This window comes from Microbacterium gilvum (assembly GCF_039543865.1).
In the GTDB taxonomy this organism is placed as follows: Bacteria; Actinomycetota; Actinomycetes; order Actinomycetales; family Microbacteriaceae; genus Microbacterium; species Microbacterium gilvum.
In genome coordinates this window covers 148,872-170,191 of the sequence record NZ_BAABKO010000002.1, presented here as the reverse complement: position 1 = coordinate 170,191, position 21,320 = coordinate 148,872, and the positions used below count along the sequence as shown (strand labels likewise).

Here is a 21,320-nt window from a genome sequence, read left to right as displayed (position 1 = left end):
AGCAACAGAAGGAGAAGCAACATGGCACGTGCTGTGGGTATCGACCTCGGGACGACGAACTCCGTCGTCTCGGTCCTCGAGGGCGGCGAGCCCAAGGTCATCGCCAACGCCGAGGGCTTCCGCACGACCCCGTCGGTCGTGGCGTTCACGAAGGACGGCGAGGTGCTCGTCGGCGAGACCGCCAAGCGCCAGGCCGTGACGAACGTCGACCGCACGCTCGCGTCGGTCAAGCGCCACGTCGGCACGAACTGGACGTTCGACGTCGACGGCAAGAAGTACACGCCGCAGGAGATCTCGGCGCGCATCCTCCAGAAGCTCAAGCGCGATGCCGAGCAGTACCTCGGCGACACCGTCACCGACGCCGTCATCACCGTGCCCGCGTACTTCAACGACGCCGAGCGCCAGGCCACGAAGGAGGCCGGCGAGATCGCGGGCCTCAACGTGCTGCGCATCATCAACGAGCCCACGGCGGCCGCGCTCGCCTACGGCCTCGACAAGGGCAAGGAGGACGAGCTCATCCTCGTCTTCGACCTCGGCGGCGGCACGTTCGACGTCTCCCTCCTCGAGGTGGGCAAGGACGACGACTTCTCGACCATCCAGGTCCGCGCCACCTCGGGCGACAACCGCCTCGGCGGCGACGACTGGGACCAGCGCGTCGTGGACTACCTCATCAAGCAGTTCAAGGACTCGACGGGCGTCGACGTCTCGAACGACAAGATCGCCCTGCAGCGCCTCAAGGAGGCGGCGGAGCAGGCGAAGAAGGAGCTCTCGAGCTCGACGTCGACGAGCGTCAACCTGCCGTACCTCTCGCTCACCGAGAACGGCCCCGTGTCGCTCTCCGAGACGATCACGCGCGCGAAGTTCGAGGACCTGACGAAGGACCTGCTCGAGCGCACGAAGAAGCCGTTCCAGGACGTCATCCGCGAGGCCGGCATCAAGGTCGGCGACATCGCGCACGTCGTGCTCGTCGGCGGCTCGACGCGCATGCCCGCCGTGAGCGAGCTCGTCAAGAGCGAGACCGGCCAGGAGCCCAACAAGGGCGTGAACCCCGACGAGGTCGTCGCCGTGGGCGCGGCCATCCAGGCGGGCGTCCTCAAGGGCGAGCGCAAGGACGTCCTCCTCATCGACGTGACCCCCCTCAGCCTCGGCATCGAGACCAAGGGCGGCATCATGACGAAGCTCATCGAGCGCAACACGGCGATCCCGACCAAGCGCAGCGAGACCTTCACGACGGCCGACGACAACCAGCCGTCGGTCGCCATCCAGGTGTTCCAGGGCGAGCGCGAGTTCACGCGCGACAACAAGCCGCTCGGCACGTTCGAGCTCACCGGCATCGCACCGGCGCCCCGCGGCGTCCCGCAGGTGGAGGTCACGTTCGACATCGACGCGAACGGCATCGTGCACGTGTCCGCGAAGGACAAGGGCACGGGCAAGGAGCAGTCGATGACGATCACGGGCGGTTCGTCGCTCTCGAAGGACGACATCGACCGGATGGTCCGCGAGGCCGAGGAGCACGCGGCCGAGGACAAGAAGCGCCGCGAGGCCGCCGACGTCCGCAACCAGGCCGAGACGCTCGCGTACTCGATCGAGAAGCTCATCTCCGAGAACGACGACAAGCTCCCCGCCGACGTCAAGGACTCCGTGAAGGCCGACGTCGACGCGCTCAAGACGGCGCTCGCAGGCGATGACGACGATGCCGTCAAGGCGGCGTTCGACACGCTCAACGAGAGCCAGACGAAGCTGGGCGAGGCGATCTACCAGCAGGCGCAGGCCGAGCAGGCGCAGGCGCCGCAGGACGCCCCCGCCGGCGAGCAGGGCTCGTCGGACGAGGACGTCATCGACGCCGAGGTCGTCGACGACGAGGACGAGAAGAAGAGCTGATGGCCGACAAGGACTTCGAGCAGCCCGCCGGGGGCGACGACGAGGTCCAGCCGGGCGCCGACGGGTCGGAGGCCGCAGCCTCCGACCCCGACGCGCAGGCTGAGGCCGACGGTCTCACCGTCGACGACATCCTGGGCGCGGAGCAGACCGACGAGGCGGTCGAGGCGGAGAAGAGCGACTACGAGACGCAGCTCCTGCACGACCTGAAGCGCCTCCAGGCGGAGTACGCCAACTACCGGCGGCGCACCGAGGAGCAGCGCGAGGTCGAGATCGCCCGCGCGAAGGGCGAGGCCGTGAAGGGCCTCCTGCCCGTGCTCGACGACCTCGACCGCGCCGACAAGCACGGCGACCTCGCGGAGGGAAGCCCGTTCTCGGCCGTCGCCGCGAAGATGCGCGGCGTGGCCGAGCGCCTCGGCGTCGTCGCGTTCGGCGAGGCGGGCGAGACGTTCGACCCGCAGCGCCACGAGGCGATCTTCCAGCAGCCGGTTCCCGGCGCGACCGAGAGCACCGTGCTCGAGGTCGTCGAGGTCGGCTACCTCCTGGGCGAGGTCGAGCTGCGACCCGCCAAGGTCGTCGTCGCCGTCCCGGCGGAGTGACCATCCCGGTCGGCCCCGCCGTGACGGCGGGGCCGACCGCCTCCCCGAGACAACCCGCACGAGAAGAAGGTGCAGATGGCCAGTCAGGACTGGTTCGACAAGGACTTCTACGCCGTCCTCGGCGTCGACAAGGCCGTGAGCGACGCCGACCTCAAGAAGACCTACCGCAAGCTCGCCCGGAAGTACCACCCCGACTCGAACCCGGGTGATGCCGCCGCCGAGGCGAAGTTCAAGGAGATCAGCGAGGCGTACTCGGTGCTCTCCGACGCCGAGCAGCGCAAGGAGTACGACGAGCTGCGGGCCATGGGCTCGGGTGCGCGCTTCACGGCGGGAGGCACGGGCGGCGGGTTCGACGACGTCTTCAGCCGGTTCTCGCAGCAGCGCGGCGGCACGGCGGGCGACTTCGACGACATCTTCTCCATGTTCGGCGGCGCCGCGGGCGGCGGCGGGGGCTTCGGCTCTGGCCGGTTCGGTCAGTCGACGGGCGGGTTCCGCGGGTTCGGCGGGCCGCAGAAGGGGTCGGATGTGCGTGCGCGCACGGCGATCGACTTCACGACCGCCGCGCAGGGCGAGACGATCTCGCTGCAGGGCGAGGACGGCAAGCCGTTCAAGGTCAAGATCCCTGCCGGGGTCTCGGATGGCCAGAAGATCCGGCTCCGCGGGCGGGGACGCCCGTCGCCCGACGGCGGCGAGAACGGCGACATCGTCGTGGAGGTGGCGGTGCGTCCGCATCCCGTCTTCACGCGCGACGGCCTCAACATCCGCCTGACGGTGCCCGTGACGTTCACGGAGGCGGTGTTCGGCGCGACGATCGAGGTCCCGACGCTCGGCGGCGACTCGGTCAAGCTGCGCGTCGCCCCCGGCACGCCGTCGGGGCGCGTGCTGCGCGTCAAGGGCCGCGGCATCACGTCGCAGAAGGGCACGGGCGATCTGCTCGCCGAGGTGCAGGTGGCGGTGCCGTCGCACCTCGACGACGCGGCTCGTGCGGCGCTCGAGGCGTACCGCGAGGCAGAGCCGCGGGAGAACCCGCGGGCTGAGATGATGGCGAAGGCGCGGCAGTAGCCGCACCCCGCGCGAGACGCCGACAGGAGGTGAGCCCCATGCCGATCCCGAGCGATCCGGCCGACATCGACCCCGATGCGCCGATCTTCCCCATCGCCGCGGCGGCCGAGCTCGCCGCCATGCACCCGCAGACGCTGCGGCAGTACGACCGCACGGGTCTCGTCGTGCCGGGCCGCACGCGCGGCGGGTCGCGGCGGTACTCGCTACGCGACATCGAGCAGCTGCGCGAGGTCGCGCGCCTCTCTGCCGAGGGCGTGCGCCTCGCCGTCATCGAGCGCATCCTCCGGATGGAGGATGAGGTGCAGCAGCTGCGCGGCCGCGTGCGCGAGCTCGAGGGGGAGCTGCGTGCCGAGCGCGATCAGCGCCCCGGTGCCCGCGTCTTCGCGACGAGCGCGACCGGCGCCGTCATCACGCTGCGCGCCGGAACGCGCGTGCGGCGCCAGACCGACGTCGTGCTGTGGAGGCCAGCCGACTGAGGTGGTGTGCGTGGGGCGGCGTGGCTGTCGGGTGAATGCATCCGCCGTATCGCCGGGAGACGACTGATCTGGGAGACTGACGGCATGGTCACCGCCGTGCAGTTCGACCCCGAGGCGATCGCTCGCGTCAGCGAGCGTTTCGGCGTGCGCCGGCTTCGCGTGTTCGGCTCGGTGCTGACGGATCGGTTCGACGAGGAACGTAGCGATGTGGACTTCCTGGTCGACTTCCATCCGAACCGCGAGGATCGCCTGGACGACTATCTCGGGCTGAAGGACGCGCTGGCCGAGATCGCGGGACGTGACGTCGACCTCGTTGTGGCTGATGCGGTGCGGAATCCGTACTTCAAGAAGTCCGCCTTCGAGAGCGCGCAGGACGTCTATGCGGCTTGAGAGCGCCAAGCTCCTCTGGGATGCGAGCGAGGCCGCGAAAGCCGTGCACACGTTCACGGATGGCGTGACGAAGGGCCGGTTCTTCGCCGAGCTGCTCCTGCGGTCGGCAGTCGAGCGGCAGCTCGAGAGTGTGGGCAGTCGTGGTGAAGTACATCGGACCGCTGGTCGTCGGCCTTGATCGCCTGCTGGGCGGGGCCGACCCGCTGTAGCGGACGGGCGCCATGCCCTCTTGACACCCGCCATCCCTCGCCCTAACGTACAACCAAATGGTTGTACAAGCGGAGTTGAGCGAGACGGAGATCGACCGTGTGTTCCACGCACTGGCGACGGCGACCCGGCGTGACATCCTGCGCCGGACGATCGAGCGCGAGCAGTCGGTCTCCGCACTGGCGGGCGAGTACGACATGTCGTTCGCCGCTGTCCAGAAGCACGTGGCCGTCCTCGAAGAGGCACGGCTCATCCTCAAGCGCGCGGAGGGGCGCGAGCGGCTCGTCCGCGCGAACCCCGAGATGATCGCGCGCGCCAGGGCCCTCCTGGGCCGATACGAGCAGCTGTGGCGCGCGCGCATCGCGCGCCTCGACGACCTCTTGGCCGAACCGGCCATCCCGAACGACCCCACCGGATCAGGAGACTGACATGCCCGTCACCGATGTCCTCACGGACGCCGAGAACCTCACCATGACCGTCATCGCCGACTTCGCAGCGCCCATCGAGCGCGTCTGGAACGCCTACGCCGATCCGCGTCAGCTGGAGCGGTTCTGGGGCCCTCCCGGATGGCCGGCCACCTTCACGGCGTTCGACCACACGGTCGGCGGCAGGGCGCAGTACACGATGGCCGGCCCGCGCGGCGAGCGCTCGTCGGGCTCGTGGGAGTTCCTCGAGATCGACGCGCCGCGCGGCTTCGCGGTGATCGACAGCTTCGTCGACGACGACGGCAAGCCGCTCGAGGGATTCCCCGCCATGCGCATGACCTTCGCATTCGAGGAGACCGCCGACGGCACGCGCATGGTCAACACGAGCTACTTCGACTCGATCGAGTCGCTCGAACAGGTCATCCAGATGGGCGCCATCGAGGGCACCCGGATGGCCATGGCCCAGATCGACGCCGTCCTCCAGGATCTCCGCGACTACGCGCAGGGCAAGGGCACGCGGGTCGAGCTCCTCGACGACACCCACGTGCGCATCACGCGGCTGGTCGAGGGATCGCGCGATCTCGTGTGGCGCGCCCACCACGAGCCCGAGCTCATGCGGCAGTGGCTGCTCGGCCCCGACGGATGGGAGATGACGGAGTGCGTCGTCGCCCTCGCCCCTGGCGACGCGCACCGCACGTCGTGGGCTCCCGTCGGCGACACCCCCGGCGAGGCGTTCGGGTTCGAGGGCGAGGCCGTCCTCGTCGATGCGCCGCGCCGCGCCGTCTCGACCGAGCGGATGCAGGGCACGGACGGCCCCGAGACGCTCAACGACCTGAACCTCTACGAGGAGGACGGCGCGACGCTCATCACCCTCCTCATCGAGTACCCCGACCAGGAGACCCGCGACATGATCCTCGCCACCGGCATGGCCGACGGCATGGAGGCGTCGTACGCGCGACTCGAGGCGGGCGTGCTCGCCGGCTGAGTCGGGTTCGGGAGGCCCGTGCTTCGGATGGCCTCGCGCCGCTCCGAGCGCGGGCCATCCGGCGGACCGCCTGTCGGATGGCGGGGGCGGGTGTGCGCGTGTCGTGCTCGTGCGGCATCAGCCGCCCCGCCGGTCCGAATCCCGGCACGTGGCGTCGGCCTCGGGTGCGGGCCGCCTGTCGGATGGCGGGGGCGGGTGTGCGCGTGTCGTGCTCGTGCGGCATCACCTGTCCCGCTGGTCCGAATCCCGGCACGGTAGCGTGGTCGGGTGAGTCAGATCGTCGTGCTCGGCAGCGCCAACATGGACCTCGTGACGCGTCAGCCGCGGCTCCCCGAACCGGGTGAGACGATGGCGGGCACCGGATTCGCGACGGGTGCCGGCGGCAAGGGCCTCAACCAGGCCGTGGCGGCTCGTCGTGCCGGGGCGGACGTCGTGTTCATCGGCGCGGTCGGCGATGACGGGTTCGGGCGCGAGCTGCGCGGGTTCCTCGAGGCGGAGGGCGTCGCGGCCGACCGGCTCGCCACCTCCGACGAGCCGACCGGAATCGCCCAGGTCAGCGTGCTCGACGGCGGGGAGAACAGCATCGTCATCGTCGCCGGCGCGAACGGCGAGAGCGCGCTGGCGGATGGCGACGCCGCCGCGATCGCGGAGGCCTCGGCCCTGGTCGTCCAGCTCGAGCGCCCGCTCCCGCTCGTCGAGAAGGGGCTGTCGGCGGCCCGCGCGGCGGGCGTGCGCACTGTCCTCACTCCCGCGCCTGTCGACCCGGCGGCGGCCCTCCTGCTGCCGCTCGCCGACATCCTCGTGCCGAACGAGAGCGAGGCGCTCGCCCTGTCGGGCGAGACCGACGTCGAGGCTGCGGCCCGGGTGCTGAGCGCGACCGCAGGCACCGTGATCGTGACGCTCGGCGCCCGCGGCTCGCTCATCGCACGGGGCGGCGAGATCGTCTCGCGCGTCGAGGCGCGCCGCGTCGAGGCCGTCGACACGACGGGGGCGGGCGACACGTTCGTGGGCGTGCTCGTCGCGTGGATCGTCGACGCCGCGGAGCTCGACGACGCCGTGCGCGCGGCCACGGCGGCGGCCGCGATCGCCGTCACCCGCCCCGGTGCCGCCCCCGCCATGCCCACGCGCGCCGAGATCGACGCCGCACTGGCCTGACTCGCGGCGCCCTCGCCCCGCCGCCGGCGGACACACCGCAGGAGATCCGGTCGTGCACGTCGCGCCATCCCGCGTCGTCCTGCCGCGCTGAGCGGGCGTGCCCTCGGATCTCCTGCGGTGGGTCCGGCTCACTCCACGCGCAGCTCCACGACTCGCCGCCCTGGCGACCAGCCGGTGAGGTACGCGCGCGGAGCGGCGACGGCGTCGCTGCCGCCGAGATACGCGTACTCCTCGCCGGGGTGGTACGCGGCGGGGGCGTCGGCGGCGCTCTCGCCGTCGGCGCGGAAGACGATCGCCTGCCCACCGTGCTGGTAGCGGACCGCCGCCGACCCGAACCGCCCGTCGTCGGCGAGTCCCTCGAAGGCGCCGCCCGGCGAGAACGCGAGCTCGAGCGCCCAGGGCGCGATCGGCCCCGCGACGTCGATGACGACCCGCGCGCCCGTCGTCGTCGGCTCCACGTCGATCGTCGTCGTCATCTCGACTCGGTCGGCCGCGCGGCGCGAGAACGACATCTCCGCGGAGAACCTGCCCTCGTCCTCCAGGTCGAGCGCACCGGCCGAGCCGAGCGGCTGGTAGTACCACGCGGCGACCGTCTCCTGCAGGCGCATCCCGTCGAGTCGCTGTGCGCGGAACGGCCCCAGACCGAAGAAGGTGCGCGACAGGCGCACGGACTCGAGGGCCACGTCATCGCCGAGCAGCCGCAGGAAGGTCGGGTCGTTGGCGAGTCCTGAGCGGATGCGGCCGGCACGCGCGTGGTCGGAGCCCCCGTACACGACGAGCGTGCGCACCTCGGAGCGATCGACGACGAGCGACGATGCGGCGTAGCGGTGCACGGCGGATACGGGAGCGACGGCGCGGGGCAGGGGCTGCGCGAGCTGCGGCTCGAGCAGGAGCTCGGCCAGCGCGGTGGCGGGATGCGCGATCCCCTCGCTCCGGGCGACCTCCGCCGCCCAGGCGAAGCGGCCGTCGCCGGTGCGCAGCGCCGCCCGGCGGAACGCGGTGATGTATGCGGCGGCGGAGAACCGCCTGCCCTGGTCCTGTCGTCTCGAGTGCACGGTCTCGACGGTGCCGTCGGCTCGGATGAGCGGCAGGGTCGCCGCGAGATTGCGCTGCACGATCGCGTCGAGGTCGGGGCGACCGAGGATCTCGGCGATGACGGTGAGCGACGGATTGGTCACGAACGCGGCGTAGTTCGGGCTCCTCTCGGAGTACATCCCGTCGGCGTCGATGTCGACGCCCTCGGCGAGCCACGCGTCGATGCGGTCGACGAGGGCACCCGAGGGGCGGCGCCTGTGCAGCCGCGCGAGCGCGGCGGAGATCTCCCACCGGTGGTTCGGCGTGTGCACGCCGCCGACGAGCAGGGGAGGCTCGAGATGGTCGGCGATGAGCTCGAGCCGGGCGCCGATGGGGTCGAGGGCGGCCGAGGGGTGGCGGCGGATGATCTCGAGCGCGTCGCAGACGTCGCCCGCCGTGAACGCGGAGTCGGGAGGCGACTCGACGTTGTCGCCGCCGGCGAAGAGCCCCGATCGCAGCTGCCGGCGCTCGAGCGCATCGAGGAACGGCGCCGCCGACGCCGCGGGAGCGAGGTCGAGGATCGCGAGTCCCACGAGGAGCTTCACCCGCTCCATCAGTCCGCGGTGGGCGAGCGCGTGCGGGTCGACCTCCGTCGCGGACTCTCGTGCAGCGGCGATGACCTCGTCGCGGTAGTCCATGGCGTCCTCTCCTCTTCGAGCGGCTGCCCGTGCAACGTGGGAAGTCGTGGTTGCCGGGTTTGGACTATTGTCCTAACATCACCGTAGCAAGCGCTTTCCATCGATGGAAGACGCGCTCCCGACGACGCATCGACCGCGATGCGCCGTGACAACGACGAGGTTGTTCCGGCCGGGGTGCCGGAGAGAGGAAGCCATGACGAGCTCCACAGGCAAGGGGATCCGCAGCGCCGTCGGCGCAGTCGCGGTCGGCGCGATGGCGCTGACGCTCGGTGGATGCGGATCGGCGGGCACCGGCGCGGACGCCGACGCGCCCATCCAGTTCTTCCTGTCCGGCGACGCCAACCAGGGCGGCGGGTACGCGCACATGGCCGAGAAGTACGAGGAGGAGACGGGGGTCGAGATCGAGATCGTCGACATCGCCAATGCCGACCTCCCGACCAAGCTCAAGAACGCGGCACAGGCGAACGATCTCCCGGCGATCGCGCGCGTCGGCGGCGTCGACCCGGTCTGGCGCGATGCGGCGACGGACCTCTCCGACATCGCCGACGGCAGCGCGATCCGGACCGACCTGTCCGACCTCGACGACGACGGCAACGTCATCTCGCTGCCCTCCGACATCACCGCGGTGGGGATGTTCATCAACAAGACCCTGTTCGACGAGGCCGGGGTCGCCTATCCCGCCGCGGGTGACGAGCCGTGGACATGGGACGAGTACGCCGCCGCGGTACGCGAGGTGCAGGAGGACACGGGGACGAGCTACGGGATGGTGATGGACAAGTCGTCTCATCGCCTCAAGGCGCTCCTCTACGAGTTCGGGTCCGATTACTTCCAGCCGGATGCCGACGGCGAGTTCTCGACAAACGACGACACCGCCCGAGCCCTCGAGTTCTTCGCCTCCCTCAATGACGACTCCTTCATGCCGCGCTCCGTCTGGCTCTCGGACGCCGACCCCAATGCGCTCTTCAAGAGCGGAGACGTGGTGTCGTACCTGTCGGGGTCATGGCAGATCGCCGACTTCGCCGTCAACATCGCCGACTTCGAGTGGGCGTCCGTGTACATGCCGGTCGACGCGCAGCGCGCGACGAACTTCGGGAACGCCGCGAGCATCGTCGTGTTCGACGGACCGCAGCAGGAGGCGGCGCACGACTTCGTCGAGTGGCTGTACGAGCCGGAGAACTATACCGAGCTCTCGGAGACGTCGTCGTTCATCCCCGCGGTCGACGGACTCGACATCGAGTACGCCGCGCACGCCGACGCCTTCGCCATCTACGCCGACGACATCGCCGCATCCCCCGACATCGTCGGGGAGATCAAGCAGATGGAGCTCTCGTACGCTGCGCTGGGAGTCGCGACGGAAGGCGACCCGGTGCGCGACGAGACCGTGAAGTACCTCAACGGCGAGATCGCCGTCGACGAGGCGATCGCGAACATCGAGAGCCAGTTCACGGATCAGCTGGGTGCCCTGGAATGACCGCGCCCGCGACGCGCACGAAGGACGGACTCAGCCTCGAGACCTCGGTCGCCATCCCGGTGGGAAGCAGAGGGAGGCAGCGACGACGCGGCGGGGCGACGCGCCATGTCGTCGCCCCGCTCGCCTTCATCGCGGTCGCCGTCGTCCTGTTCTGCCTCTTCTTCGTCTGGCCGGGGGCGCTCGGGCTGCTCTACTCCTTCACCGACTACCGCGGGGTCGGCTCGATGGACTTCGTCGGGCTGGAGAACTACGTCGACCTTTTCGGCGACGCCGACTTCTACGCGTCGCTCGGTCGCACCGTGCTCTACACGGCGCTGTCGGTCCCCGCGCACTACGTCGTGTCGCTCGGCATCGCGATGCTCCTCACCTCGCACGCCGCGCGGGGCAAGGGCGCCGCGCGGGTCATCTTCTTCCTCCCGTGGCTCATCTCGCCCATCGTCGCGGGCGTGATCTGGAAGTGGCTGTTCGGGGAGAACTTCGGGATGGTCAACGCCGTCGTCTCGATGCTGGGCGCCGATCCGCTGCGCTGGGAGACCGACCCGACGCTCGCCCTCGTCCTCATCCTCATCGTGAGCACCTGGGGGAGCACGGCCTTCAACATGCTGCTGTTCATCGCCGCGATCCGGAACGTCCCGCAGTCCTACCTGGAGGCCGCCGAGCTCGACGGGGCGAACGCCTGGCAGCGGTTCGCGCACGTCACGCTCCCGCTCCTGCGCCCGACCTCGTTCATGGTGGTGCTGCTCACGACCATCGGCTCGATGAAGGAGTTCGCGATGGTGCAGGCGCTGAACGGCGGAGGCCCTGGCACGTCGAACATGTTCATCGTCCAGTACATCTACCGGACGGGGTTCGAACGGGCCGACATCGGCTACGCGAGCGCCGCGTCGATGGTGCTCATGGTGATCCTCATCGTGATCGCCGTGATCCAGCTGCGCTTCGACCGGAGGAACGACCTGTCATGAGGATCCTGCGCTCCGCCCCCAGCACGATCGTGCTGTGGGTGCTCGCCCTGCTGTACGCCATCCCGGTCGCCTGGTTCCTGCTGAGCTCGTTCAAGCCCGGCTCCGAACTGTTCAGCCTGCCGCTCACCCTGCTGCCCGAGACGTGGACGGCCAGCGGATACGAGACGGCCTGGAACCGCTTCGACTTCGCGCGCTACTTCCTCAACACCTCGATCGTCTCGGTCGTGACGACGGCGCTGACGGTGATCGTGAGCGCCATGACGGGCTACGCGTTCGCGAAGTACCGGTCGTGGTGGCTGAAGGGGTTCTTCATCTGCATCCTGGCGACCACGATGCTCCCCACCGAGGTCATCATGCCGAGCTCCTTCGTCGTCGTGCGCGACCTCGGCCTGTACGACACGCTGGCGGGCATCATCGTCCCCTCGATCGTCACCGCCACCGGCATCTTCATGTTCCGGCAGTACTTCAAGACGATCCCCGACGAGCTGCTGGAGGCCGCTCGCATCGACGGGGTGGGCGAGTTCGGGGCGTTCTGGCGCATCATGCTGCCCTTGGCGCGGCCCATCGCGGTCGTCCTCGCGATCTTCTCGTTCCAGTGGCGGTGGAACGACTACATCTGGCCGCTGCTCATCCTGCGCGACCCCAGCCAGTACACCCTCCAGGTCGCGCTGCGCAGCATCGTCGGCGCCGACAACGTGGACTGGTCGGTGCTGCTGTCGGCGTCGATCATCTCGCTCATCCCCATGATCGTGCTGTTCGTCGTGTTCCAGCGGCAGATCATGAACGCCGACATCAACTCCGGGCTCAAGGACTGACCCGCGTTCACATCCCTGACACGCGCAATGGACGTTCCGCGTCATCACGTCGTGGAAAATGACCCTGTGAGCCCGGAGATGTGGACCCTGCTGGGGGAGAAGACCGAGATCTGGCCCGGTCGCAACTGGCCGCTCGGAGCGACGTGGAGCGAGGAGTCGACGAACTTCGCCGTGTACGCGCCCAATGCGACGGGCGTCTGGCTGTGCCTGTTCGACGATGCGGGGCGCGAGACGCGCCATCCCCTCACCGAGCACTCGCAGGGCATCTGGCACGGCGCCGTCCCCGGCATCCTCCCCGGCCAGCGGTACGGATACCGTGTCGAGGGCCCGTGGGACCCGGCGCAGGGGCACCGCCACAATCCGCAGAAGCTCCTTCTCGACCCCTACGCGCTTGCGACGAGCGGCACGATCATCGCGGAGCAGCCGATCTACGGCGTCCGCGAAGACGACCCCTCGGTGCGCGACGACACCGACTCCGCGGCGTACACGGGCCGCAGCGTCGTCGTCGACACGCGCTTCGACTGGGAGGGCGACGAGCCCATGAAGCGCCGGTGGCGCGACACCGTCGTCTACGAGCTGCATGTGAAGGGATTCACGAAGCTCCACGACCGCATCCCCGAGAGCATCCGCGGCACCTACGCGGGCCTCGCCGACCCCGCCGTCGTGCAGTACCTGCACGACCTGGGCGTGACGGCGGTCGAGCTGCTGCCCGTCCAGCAGTTCTTCTCCGAGCCGGCGCTCCTCGAGCGCGGTCTCGTGAACTACTGGGGCTACAACACGCTCTGCTACTTCGCTCCCGACGCGGCGTACTCGTCGTCGGGAGACCGCGGCGGGCAGGTCCACGAGTTCAAGCGGATGGTCAAGGCGCTGCACGAGGCCGGCATCGAGGTCATCCTCGACGTCGTCTACAACCACACCGCCGAGGCGGGTCCGGATGGCCCCACGCTCTCGTTCCGAGGGTTCGATGACCGCGGCTTCTACAAGCGGCTCATCCCCGAGGACGGCGGCTACGACGACACCTACTGGGATGTCACGGGCTGCGGCAACACCGTCAACACGTGGGACCCGCTCGCCCTGCGGCTCATCCTCGACTCGCTGCGGTACTGGGTGACCGAGATGCACGTCGACGGATTCCGGTTCGACCTCACGTCGGCCCTCACGCGCACGGGCTACGACATCGACTTCGCGTGCGCGTTCCTCATCGCGGTCGACCAGGACCCCATCCTGCGCCACGTGAAGCTCATCGCCGAGCCGTGGGATGTCTCCATGGACGGGTACCTGGTCGGCAAGATGCCTCCGCCGTGGGTGGAGTGGAACGACAAGTACCGCGACACGATCCGCGACTTCTGGCGCGGGCAGGGCGCGATCAAGGATGTCGCCACGCGCCTCGCCGGGTCGAGCGACCTCTATGCCGACGACGGCCGCTCGGCCTACAACTCCGTCAACTTCATCACGGCGCACGACGGCTTCACGGTGCGCGACCTCGTGAGCTACGACGGCAAGCACAACGAGGCCAACGGCGAGGACAACCGCGACGGCACCGACAACAACCGCTCGTGGAACCACGGCGTCGAGGGCGAGACCGACGACGCCGACATCGTTGCGCTGCGACGACGGCAGGCGGCCAACCTCATGGTGACGCTGTGCCTGTCGAACGGCGTGCCCATGATCACGGCAGGCGACGAGCGCGGCCGCACCCAGGGCGGCAACAACAACGCCTACTGCCAGGACAACGAGATCTCGTGGATGGACTGGCGCGGCGACGACGCGTGGCTCGACGTCTACGAGTTCACGAAGGCGGCCCTGAAGCTGCGCCGCGAGCATCCCGCGCTCCGACAGCGCCACTGGTTCGAGGGGGCGCCGACCATCAAGGGCGGCCCGGCCGACCTCGTCTGGCTGCACCCCGACGGGCGCCGCATGCGCGATTCCGACTGGGCGGACGGCGGGCTCAAGACGATCGGGATGTTCGTCTCGGGCGGCCCCCTCCGCGCGCCGGGCAAGCGCGGGGAGCAGCTCGTGGACCGCTCGTTCCTGTTCTGGTTCAACGCGGGAGAGACCGAGGTGACCATCACCTTCCCCGAGAACGACTGGATCGAGGCGGGCGAGGTCGCGCTCTCGACCGATCCCGCGGTCGCGGTCGGCACCCGGGTGTCAGTGGAGGCGCCGCTCGTCATGGCCCCGCGCACGGTCGTCGTCATGCAGTCCGACGAGCCCGACGCGGGCTGACGGGTGGGGCCGTCGCCGGCTGCGCGTGTCACACGCGAGGAGGCGACGACCATGCTCGACCGCCCCGACAGCCCCTACGCCGTCGCGACGAGCCCCAGCTCGGCGACGGAGGCGAGATGGGCGCCAGCGGGGACGACCCGCACCGTGTAGCCGAAGGCGCCGGATCGGTCGAGGGGGATGCTCCCGGCGACGCAGTAGCGGCCGCCCTCGTACGTCTCGACGACGTCGAGCGGGGCGAGCTGCGGGTCGGCGATCTCGTCGTCGCCGACGGGCCTGCCCGACACGAGCTGCACCGCCACGTCGTCCGGGGACAGCGCGCCGAGCGCCACGAACGCGCGCACCGACAGCACGGCGCCGACCTCGGCGGCGTCGCCGGCGCCATCCGACTCGACGTGCTCGACGCGCACGCCGGGCCATCCGGCCGCGATGCGGGCCTTCCATGCCGCCAGGTCCGTCGCCGCCGTGGCGTCGAGACCCCGCGCGCTCGCCGCAGCGGGCGAGTAGAGGAGGCGCACGTAGTCGCGCACCATGCGCGTCGCGAGCACCTTCGGGGCGAGCGAGACGAAGGTGTGGCGCATCATCTCGAGCCAGCGCACGGGCACGCCGTCGGCGCCGGCGTCGTAGAAGCGCGGTGCGATCTCGCGCTCGATGAGGTCGTACAGCGCCGTCGCCTCGAGGTCGTCGCGCTTGTCGGCGTCGTCGACGCCGTCGGCCGAGGGGATGGCCCAGCCGTTGTCGCCGTCGAACCACTCGTCCCACCATCCGTCGAGGATGGAGAGGTTGAGGCCGCCGTTCAGCGCGGCCTTCATGCCGCTCGTGCCGCACGCCTCGTATGGGCGCAGCGGGTTGTTGAGCCACACGTCGCAGCCGGGGTAGAGGGGCAGCGCCATGGCGATGTCGTAGTTGGGCAGGAAGACGATCCGATGCCGCACCTCGGGGTCGTCGGCGAAGCGCACGAGCTCCTGGATGAGCTTCTTGCCGCCGTCGTCGGCCGGATGCGCCTTGCCCGCGATGACGAGCTGCACGGGGCGCTCCGGGTCGAGGAGCAGCCGCTTCAGGCGCTCGGGGTCCCGCAGCATGAGCGTCAGGCGCTTGTACGACGGCACACGTCGCGCGAAGCCGATCGTGAGCACGTCGGGATCGAGGGCGTCGTCGATCCAGCCGAGCTCGGCATCCGCCGCCCCGCGCCCCCGCCATGAGGCGCGCAGCCGCGCGCGGGCGTCGTCGACGAGCCGCTCGCGGAGGGCGTGCTTGAGCTCCCACACGCGTCCGAAGGGCGCCGCCTCGATGGCCGCCTGGAACGCCGCGGGGTCGCCGTCGGCGTCGGCCCCCAGCTCGGCCACGAGCTCCTGGAACTCGCGGGCGACCCAGGTGGGGGCGTGCACGCCGTTCGTGATCGACGTGATCGGGACCTCGGCCTCGTCGAACGCCGGCCACAGTCCGTGGAACATCTCGCGGCTCACATGGCCGTGCAGCTGCGAGACGCCGTTGGCGCGCTGCGCGAGGCGGAACCCGAGCACGGCCATGTTGAAGACACCGGGATCTCCGCCCGCATAGCTCTCCGCGCCGAACGCGAGCACGCGGTCGAGCGGCACGCCGGGAGTCGCTGCGCCCTCCGCGAAGTACTGCTCGATGAGCGACCGCGGGAAGCGGTCGATGCCGGCGGGCACGGGCGTGTGCGTCGTGAAGACCGTGGAGGCGCGGCACACCTCGAGCGCGGCGTCGAAGGAGAGGCCGGACGCCGTGAGCTCGCGGATGCGCTCGATCCCCTGGAACCCCGCGTGGCCCTCGTTCGTGTGGTAGACCTCGGGCTCGACGGCGCCCGTGATGCGGCTCCACGCGCGCAGGGCGCGGACGCCGCCGACGCCGAGCAGCAGCTCCTGGCGCAGGCGGTGCTCGCTGTTGCCGCCGTAGAGCCGGTCGGTGACGGCGACGTGGTGATCGGGGGCGCCCTCGACGTCGGTGTCGAGCATGAGGAGGGGCACGCGGCCCACGCGGGCCACCCAGATGCGCGCGACGAGGTCGCGGTCGCCGGGCTGGCCGATCGAGATCGTCGCGAGCGAGCCGTCCGCCTCGCGCAGCGCCGTGATCGGCAGCTCGTCGGGGTCGAGCAGCGGGTAGCCCTCCTGCTGCCAGCCCTCGCGCGAGAGGGACTGGGCGAAGTAGCCGTGGCGGTAGAGCAGGCCCACGCCGACGATCGGAGCGCCGAGGTCGCTCGCCGCCTTGAGGTGGTCGCCGGCGAGGATGCCGAGACCTCCGGAGTACTGCGGGAGGACGGCCGTGATGCCGAACTCGGGGGAGAAGTACGCGATCGCGCGCGGGCCGTCATGTTGCTGCCGCTGGTACCAGCGGTCGTCGGCCAGGTAGCGGTCGAGGCTCGCTGCGGCATCGCCGAGCCGCTGCCGGAAGCCGTCGTCGGCGGCGAGGGCGTCGAGCCGCTCGCGCGATGCCGAGCCCAGCACGTGCACGGGGTCGTGCGTCGCGGCCCAGGCCTCCGGCGACACCTCGGCGAAGACGTCCTGCGTGGCGGGATGCCACGACCAGCGCAGATTGCCCGCCAGCACGCCCAGCGCGGCGATCGGCTCGGGGAGGACGGGACGGACCGTGAAGCGTCGGATGGCGCGCATGCGCTCAACGTAGTGCACGCGCGTTGCGCGGAGGGGAACGGGGGGAGACGAGCGGCCGCACCGGCCATCCGCGTCATGAGAACGTCACCGTGGCGTCATCGACACACGCGCGGATCGGGTGAGCGCCGCGCGCCGCGCATCGCTAGGTTGGTCCCATGGTCGGCCGCATCCCCGTCATCGACGTCCATCCGCTCGTCGAGGGCGGCCAGCTGCCCGCCAAGGCCACGGTGGGAGAGTCGCTTCCCGTGCGCGCGACGGTGTTCCGCGAGGGGCACGATCGGCTCGGGGCGGAGGTCGTGCTGACCGGGCCCGACGGCGTGCGCAGACCGCCCGTGCGGATGGCCGAGATCGCGAAGGGCACCGACCGCTACGAGGCGCGCGTGACGCCCGACGCTGAGGGTGCCTGGACGTTCGAGGTGCAGTCGTGGTCCGATCCGCTCGCGACGTGGGAGCACGCGGCGAGCGTGAAGATCGCCGCCGGCGTCGACGTCGACCTCATGTTCCTCGAGGGTCGCCTGCTGCTCGAGCGCATCGACTCCGCGGCGCTGACGGCGGCGGAGCGCGCGGTGCTCGACGGCGCGCTCGACGCCGCGACCGACGTATCGCGACCTGCCGAGGCGCGGATGGCCGCACTGGCGAGCGAGGAGGTCGTGGCGCTCTTCCTCGCCCATCCGCTCCGCGACCTCCTCACGGTCGCGGGGCCCTTCCCGCTGTTCGCCGACCGCCGCCGCGCCCTCTACGGCAGCTGGTACGAGTTCTTCCCGCGCTCTGAGGGCGCGAAGATCGACACGCGCACGGGCGCCGTGCGCAGCGGCACCTTCGCGACCGCGGCGAAGAGCCTGCAGCGCGTCGCCGACATGGGCTTCGACGTGCTCTACCTGCCGCCCATCCACCCGATCGGCGAGATCAACCGCAAGGGCCCGAACAACACCCTCACGCCCGGTCCCGGCGATCCGGGGTCGCCCTGGGCGATCGGCTCGACGCACGGCGGCCATGACGCCATCCATCCCGACCTCGGAACCTTCGCCGACTTCGACGCGTTCGTGAAGAAGGCCGCGAAGCTCGGCATCGAGATCGCGCTCGACCTCGCCCTGCAGGCGGCTCCCGACCATCCGTGGGTGACCGAGCACCCCGAGTTCTTCACGACGCGTGCCGACGGCTCCATCGCGTACGCCGAGAACCCGCCCAAGAAGTACCAGGACATCTACCCCGTCAACTTCGACAACGACTTCGAGGGCGTCGTCGCGGAGGTGGAGCGCGTCATCCGGCTCTGGATGAGCCATGGCGTGCGCATCTTCCGCGTCGACAACCCGCACACGAAGACCGTCGCGTTCTGGGAGCGGGTTCTGGGCGACATCCGCGCCACCGACCCCGACGTGCTGTTCCTGTCGGAGGCCTTCACGCGCCCGGCGATGATGCACGCGCTCGGCGCCGTCGGCTTCCACCAGTCGTACACGTACTTCACGTGGCGCACCGCGAAGGGCGAGATCGAGGACTACCTGCGCGAGGTCTCGACCTCGAGCGACCACCTCATGCGGCCGAACTTCTTCGTCAACACCCCCGACATCCTGCACGCCTTCCTGCAGTACGGCGGGCCGTCCGCGTTCCGCATCCGCGCGACCCTCGCGGCGATGTCGTCGCCGTCGTGGGGCATGTACGCCGGGTACGAGCTGTACGAGCACGTCGCCGTGAAGCCCGGCAGCGAGGAGTACCTCGACAGCGAGAAGTACCAGATCCGCATCCGCGACTGGGAGGGCGCAGCAGCCGAGGGGCGCACGCTCGCGCCCTATGTCGCGCGCCTCAACGCCATCCGCCGTGCCCACCCGGCGCTGCAGCAGCTGCGCGACCTCGTCGTCCACGGCGCCGACGACGACCACACGCTCGTGTTCTCGAAGGGCGACGGCGCGGGCGACACCGTCATCGTCGTCATCAACCTCGACCCGCATGCGACGCGCGAGACGACCGTGCACCTCGACCTCGAGGCGGCGGGCCTGCCCGAGTCGTTCGCCGTGCGCGACGAGCTCACGGGCGAGGAGTGGACGTGGGGACGCCACGACTACGTGCGTCTCGACCCCGGGCACCAGGTCGCCCACATCCTCACCGTCAGGAGCGCATGATGCCCGAGATCCTCCCCGCCGACCACGGCATCCTCGCGCAGATCGCGCACGGAGGGCACGGCGACCCGCATGCCGTGCTGGGCGCGCACCCGCACGACGGCGGCGTCACCGTGCGGGTGCTGAAGCCGCTCGCGGCGTCGGTGACGGTGCGCTACCGGCTCGCGTCGGCGACACGCAAGAGCCCGGGTGGATGGGGCGAGCTCGCCCTCGCGCACGAGCACGAGGGCGTGTGGGCGGGCGCGCTGCCCGTCGCCGAGGTGCCCGACTACCGGCTCGAGGTCGCGTACGACGGGGGCGCGGCCATCCGCGTCGACGACCCTTACCGCTTCCTGCCGACGGTCGGCGAGATGGACATCCACCTCATCAACGAGGGCCGCCACGAGCAGCTGTGGCAAGCGCTCGGCGCGCACGTGCGCCGGTACGACGGCGAGGAGCCGGTCGTCGGCACGTCGTTCGCCGTATGGGCGCCGCGTGCGCGCGCCGTGCGCCTCGAAGGCGACTTCAACGACTGGGACGGCCGCGCCCACCCCATGCGCCAGCTCGGCACCTCGGGGGTCTGGGAGCTGTTCGTGCCGGGCGTCGAGAGCGGCGCCGCGTACAAGTACGTCATCCTCGGCGCCGACGGGCACTGGCGCGAGAAGGCCGACCCGCTCGCGCAGTGGGCGGAGAAGCCGCCGCAGTCGGCGTCGCGGGTGTACGAGTCGACCTACTCGTGGGGCGACGACGAGTGGATGGCGCAGCGCGCGTCGCGCGGGCAGATCGACGCGCCCATCTCGGTGTACGAGATGCACCTCGCGTCGTGGCGCCGCGACCGCTCCTACGCCCAGATCGCCGACGAGCTCGTGCCGTACCTCGCCGACCTCGGCTTCACGCACGTCGAGCTCATGCCCGTCATGCAGCACCCCTTCGGCGGGTCGTGGGGGTACCACGTCACGGGCTACTACGCGCCCGACAGCCGCTTCGGCGACCCCGACGGGCTGCGCCTGCTCATCGACCGGCTGCATCAGGCCGGCATCGGCATCATCCTCGACTGGGTGCCCGGCCACTTCGCCACCGACCCGTGGGCGCTCGTGCAGTTCGACGGCGCCCCGCTGTACGAGGACCCCAACCCGCAGCGCGGCTGGCACAAGGACTGGGGGTCGCACATCTTCGACTTCGGCCGGCGCGAGGTCCGCAACTTCCTCGTCGCGAACGCCCTGTACTGGCTGGAGGAGTTCCACGTCGACGGCCTGCGCGTCGACGGCGTCGCGTCGATGCTCTACCTCGACTACTCGCGCGAAGCAGGGGAGTGGACCCCGAACATCCACGGCGGGCGCGAGAACCTCGAGGCCGTCGCCCTGCTGCAGGAGCTCAACGCGACGGCGTACCGGCGGGCTCCCGGCATCGCGATGATCGCGGAGGAGTCGACGGCGTGGCCCGGCGTGACGCAGCCCACGAGCGCAAGCGGCCTCGGGTTCGGCTTCAAGTGGAACATGGGCTGGATGCACGACAGCCTGCAGTACATGGAGCACGACCCCGTGCACCGCTCGTACCACCACGGCGAGATGTCGTTCTCGCTCGTCTACGCATGGAGCGAGAACTACATCCTGCCGCTGTCGCACGACGAGGTCGTGCACGGCAAGGGGTCGCTGCTGCGCAAGATGCCGGGCGACCGGTGGCAGCAGCTCGCGAACCTGCGCGCGTATTACGGGTTCATGTGGGCGCATCCCGGCAAGCAGATGATCTTCATGGGCTCGGAGTTCGGCCAGGAGGCCGAGTGGGCCGAGTCGCGGGAGCTCGACTGGTGGCTGCTCGAGCACCCCGAGCACCAGGGCATGCGCGACACCGTGCGCGACCTCAACGCGCGGTACGTCGAGAGCCCCGCGATCTGGCGCTCGGATGCCGACCCCGGCTCGTTCGCGTGGGTCGAGGCCGACGACGCGGCCGGCAACGTGTTCGGCTTCGTGCGGAGGTCGGGTGGAGACGAGCTCGTGTCGGTGACGAACTTCGCCGCCATGCCGCACCACGGCTACCGGCTCGCGTTCCCCGGGGCGGGGGAGTGGGAGGAGTGCCTCAACACCGACGCGCAGGCGTACGGAGGATCGGGCGTGGGCAACCTCGGCGGCGTGACGGCGGTCGTGGGCGAGCACAAGGGATGGCCCGCCCACGCCGAGGTCACGCTGCCCCCGCTCGCGACGGTGTGGTTCCGGAGGGCCGGAGAGCGCTGACGCGAG

Annotated in this window: 16 protein-coding genes; 14 read left to right on the top strand and 2 right to left on the bottom strand. The window is 70.5% G+C overall.

The genetic code is table 11. The features are described from left to right. Positions 1-21: 21 nt before the first annotated feature. From dnaK to ABD998_RS06565, 8 genes are all read left to right on the top strand, one after another. Positions 22-1,881 (top strand): molecular chaperone DnaK, encoded by a 1,860-nt coding sequence (gene dnaK, locus ABD998_RS06600; protein ID WP_345437265.1) that lies wholly within the window; start codon positions 22-24, stop codon positions 1,879-1,881. Continuing rightward, on the top strand, positions 1,881-2,477 hold the full coding sequence (locus tag ABD998_RS06595; protein WP_345437263.1) for a nucleotide exchange factor GrpE: 597 nt from the start codon (positions 1,881-1,883) through the stop codon (positions 2,475-2,477). The genes dnaK and ABD998_RS06595 overlap by 1 nt, the downstream gene beginning before the upstream one ends. A 75-nt stretch (positions 2,478-2,552) precedes the next feature. After that, the gene (locus ABD998_RS06590) at positions 2,553-3,539 is read left to right on the top strand and encodes a DnaJ C-terminal domain-containing protein (RefSeq protein WP_345437261.1); all 987 of its coding nucleotides are present in this window, start codon (positions 2,553-2,555) and stop codon (positions 3,537-3,539) included. Between the two features lie 38 nt (positions 3,540-3,577). After that, the gene (locus ABD998_RS06585) at positions 3,578-4,015 is read left to right on the top strand and encodes a heat shock protein transcriptional repressor HspR (protein ID WP_345437259.1); all 438 of its coding nucleotides are present in this window, start codon (positions 3,578-3,580) and stop codon (positions 4,013-4,015) included. A gap of 84 nt (positions 4,016-4,099) precedes the next feature. Continuing rightward, complete coding sequence (locus tag ABD998_RS06580; RefSeq protein WP_345437257.1) at positions 4,100-4,405, top strand: nucleotidyltransferase family protein; 306 nt, start codon at positions 4,100-4,102, stop codon at positions 4,403-4,405. 266 nt (positions 4,406-4,671) lie between these two features. Beyond that, on the top strand, positions 4,672-5,040 hold the full coding sequence (locus tag ABD998_RS06575; RefSeq protein ID WP_345437255.1) for an ArsR/SmtB family transcription factor: 369 nt from the start codon (positions 4,672-4,674) through the stop codon (positions 5,038-5,040). Between the two features lies 1 nt (position 5,041). Continuing rightward, positions 5,042-6,022 carry an SRPBCC family protein gene (locus ABD998_RS06570; RefSeq protein WP_345437252.1) on the top strand — a complete coding sequence of 327 codons (981 nt, stop codon included), beginning with the start codon at positions 5,042-5,044 and terminating at the stop codon, positions 6,020-6,022. A 267-nt stretch (positions 6,023-6,289) separates the two neighbouring features. Continuing rightward, positions 6,290-7,177 (top strand): ribokinase, encoded by an 888-nt coding sequence (locus ABD998_RS06565; RefSeq protein WP_345437250.1) that lies wholly within the window; start codon positions 6,290-6,292, stop codon positions 7,175-7,177. A gap of 128 nt (positions 7,178-7,305) precedes the next feature. On the opposite strand, the gene ABD998_RS06560 is transcribed toward ABD998_RS06565, so the two are convergent. Then, complete coding sequence (locus ABD998_RS06560) at positions 7,306-8,889, bottom strand: hypothetical protein (protein WP_345437247.1); 1,584 nt, start codon at positions 8,887-8,889, stop codon at positions 7,306-7,308. A 193-nt stretch (positions 8,890-9,082) separates the two neighbouring features. Here ABD998_RS06560 and ABD998_RS06555 point away from each other — a divergent pair, with 193 nt between their 5' ends. The 4 genes from ABD998_RS06555 (at position 9,083) to glgX (ending at position 14,363) form a co-directional block, all read left to right on the top strand. Continuing rightward, on the top strand, positions 9,083-10,360 hold the full coding sequence (locus ABD998_RS06555) for an ABC transporter substrate-binding protein (RefSeq protein ID WP_345437245.1): 1,278 nt from the start codon (positions 9,083-9,085) through the stop codon (positions 10,358-10,360). Then, on the top strand, positions 10,357-11,322 hold the full coding sequence (locus ABD998_RS06550) for a carbohydrate ABC transporter permease (protein WP_345437243.1): 966 nt from the start codon (positions 10,357-10,359) through the stop codon (positions 11,320-11,322). Before ABD998_RS06555 ends, ABD998_RS06550 begins: the two co-directional genes overlap by 4 nt. Beyond that, complete coding sequence (locus tag ABD998_RS06545) at positions 11,319-12,137, top strand: carbohydrate ABC transporter permease (RefSeq protein WP_345437241.1); 819 nt, start codon at positions 11,319-11,321, stop codon at positions 12,135-12,137. The genes ABD998_RS06550 and ABD998_RS06545 overlap by 4 nt, the downstream gene beginning before the upstream one ends. A 66-nt stretch (positions 12,138-12,203) precedes the next feature. Further along, positions 12,204-14,363, top strand: coding sequence for a glycogen debranching protein GlgX (glgX, locus tag ABD998_RS06540; RefSeq protein ID WP_345437239.1), 2,160 nt, complete (start codon positions 12,204-12,206; stop codon positions 14,361-14,363). Between the two features lie 74 nt (positions 14,364-14,437). On the opposite strand, the gene glgP is transcribed toward glgX, so the two are convergent. Continuing rightward, positions 14,438-16,990: an alpha-glucan family phosphorylase gene (glgP, locus tag ABD998_RS06535; protein WP_345437237.1), complete on the bottom strand. Its 2,553-nt coding sequence runs from the start codon at positions 16,988-16,990 to the stop codon at positions 14,438-14,440. 155 nt (positions 16,991-17,145) lie between these two features. On the opposite strand from glgP, the gene ABD998_RS06530 reads away from it, so the two are divergent. Continuing rightward, positions 17,146-19,107: an alpha-1,4-glucan--maltose-1-phosphate maltosyltransferase gene (locus ABD998_RS06530; protein WP_345437235.1), complete on the top strand. Its 1,962-nt coding sequence runs from the start codon at positions 17,146-17,148 to the stop codon at positions 19,105-19,107. Then, positions 19,107-21,314 (top strand): 1,4-alpha-glucan branching protein GlgB, encoded by a 2,208-nt coding sequence (gene glgB / locus ABD998_RS06525; RefSeq protein ID WP_425562953.1) that lies wholly within the window; start codon positions 19,107-19,109, stop codon positions 21,312-21,314. Before ABD998_RS06530 ends, glgB begins: the two co-directional genes overlap by 1 nt. Positions 21,315-21,320: the final 6 nt, after the last annotated feature.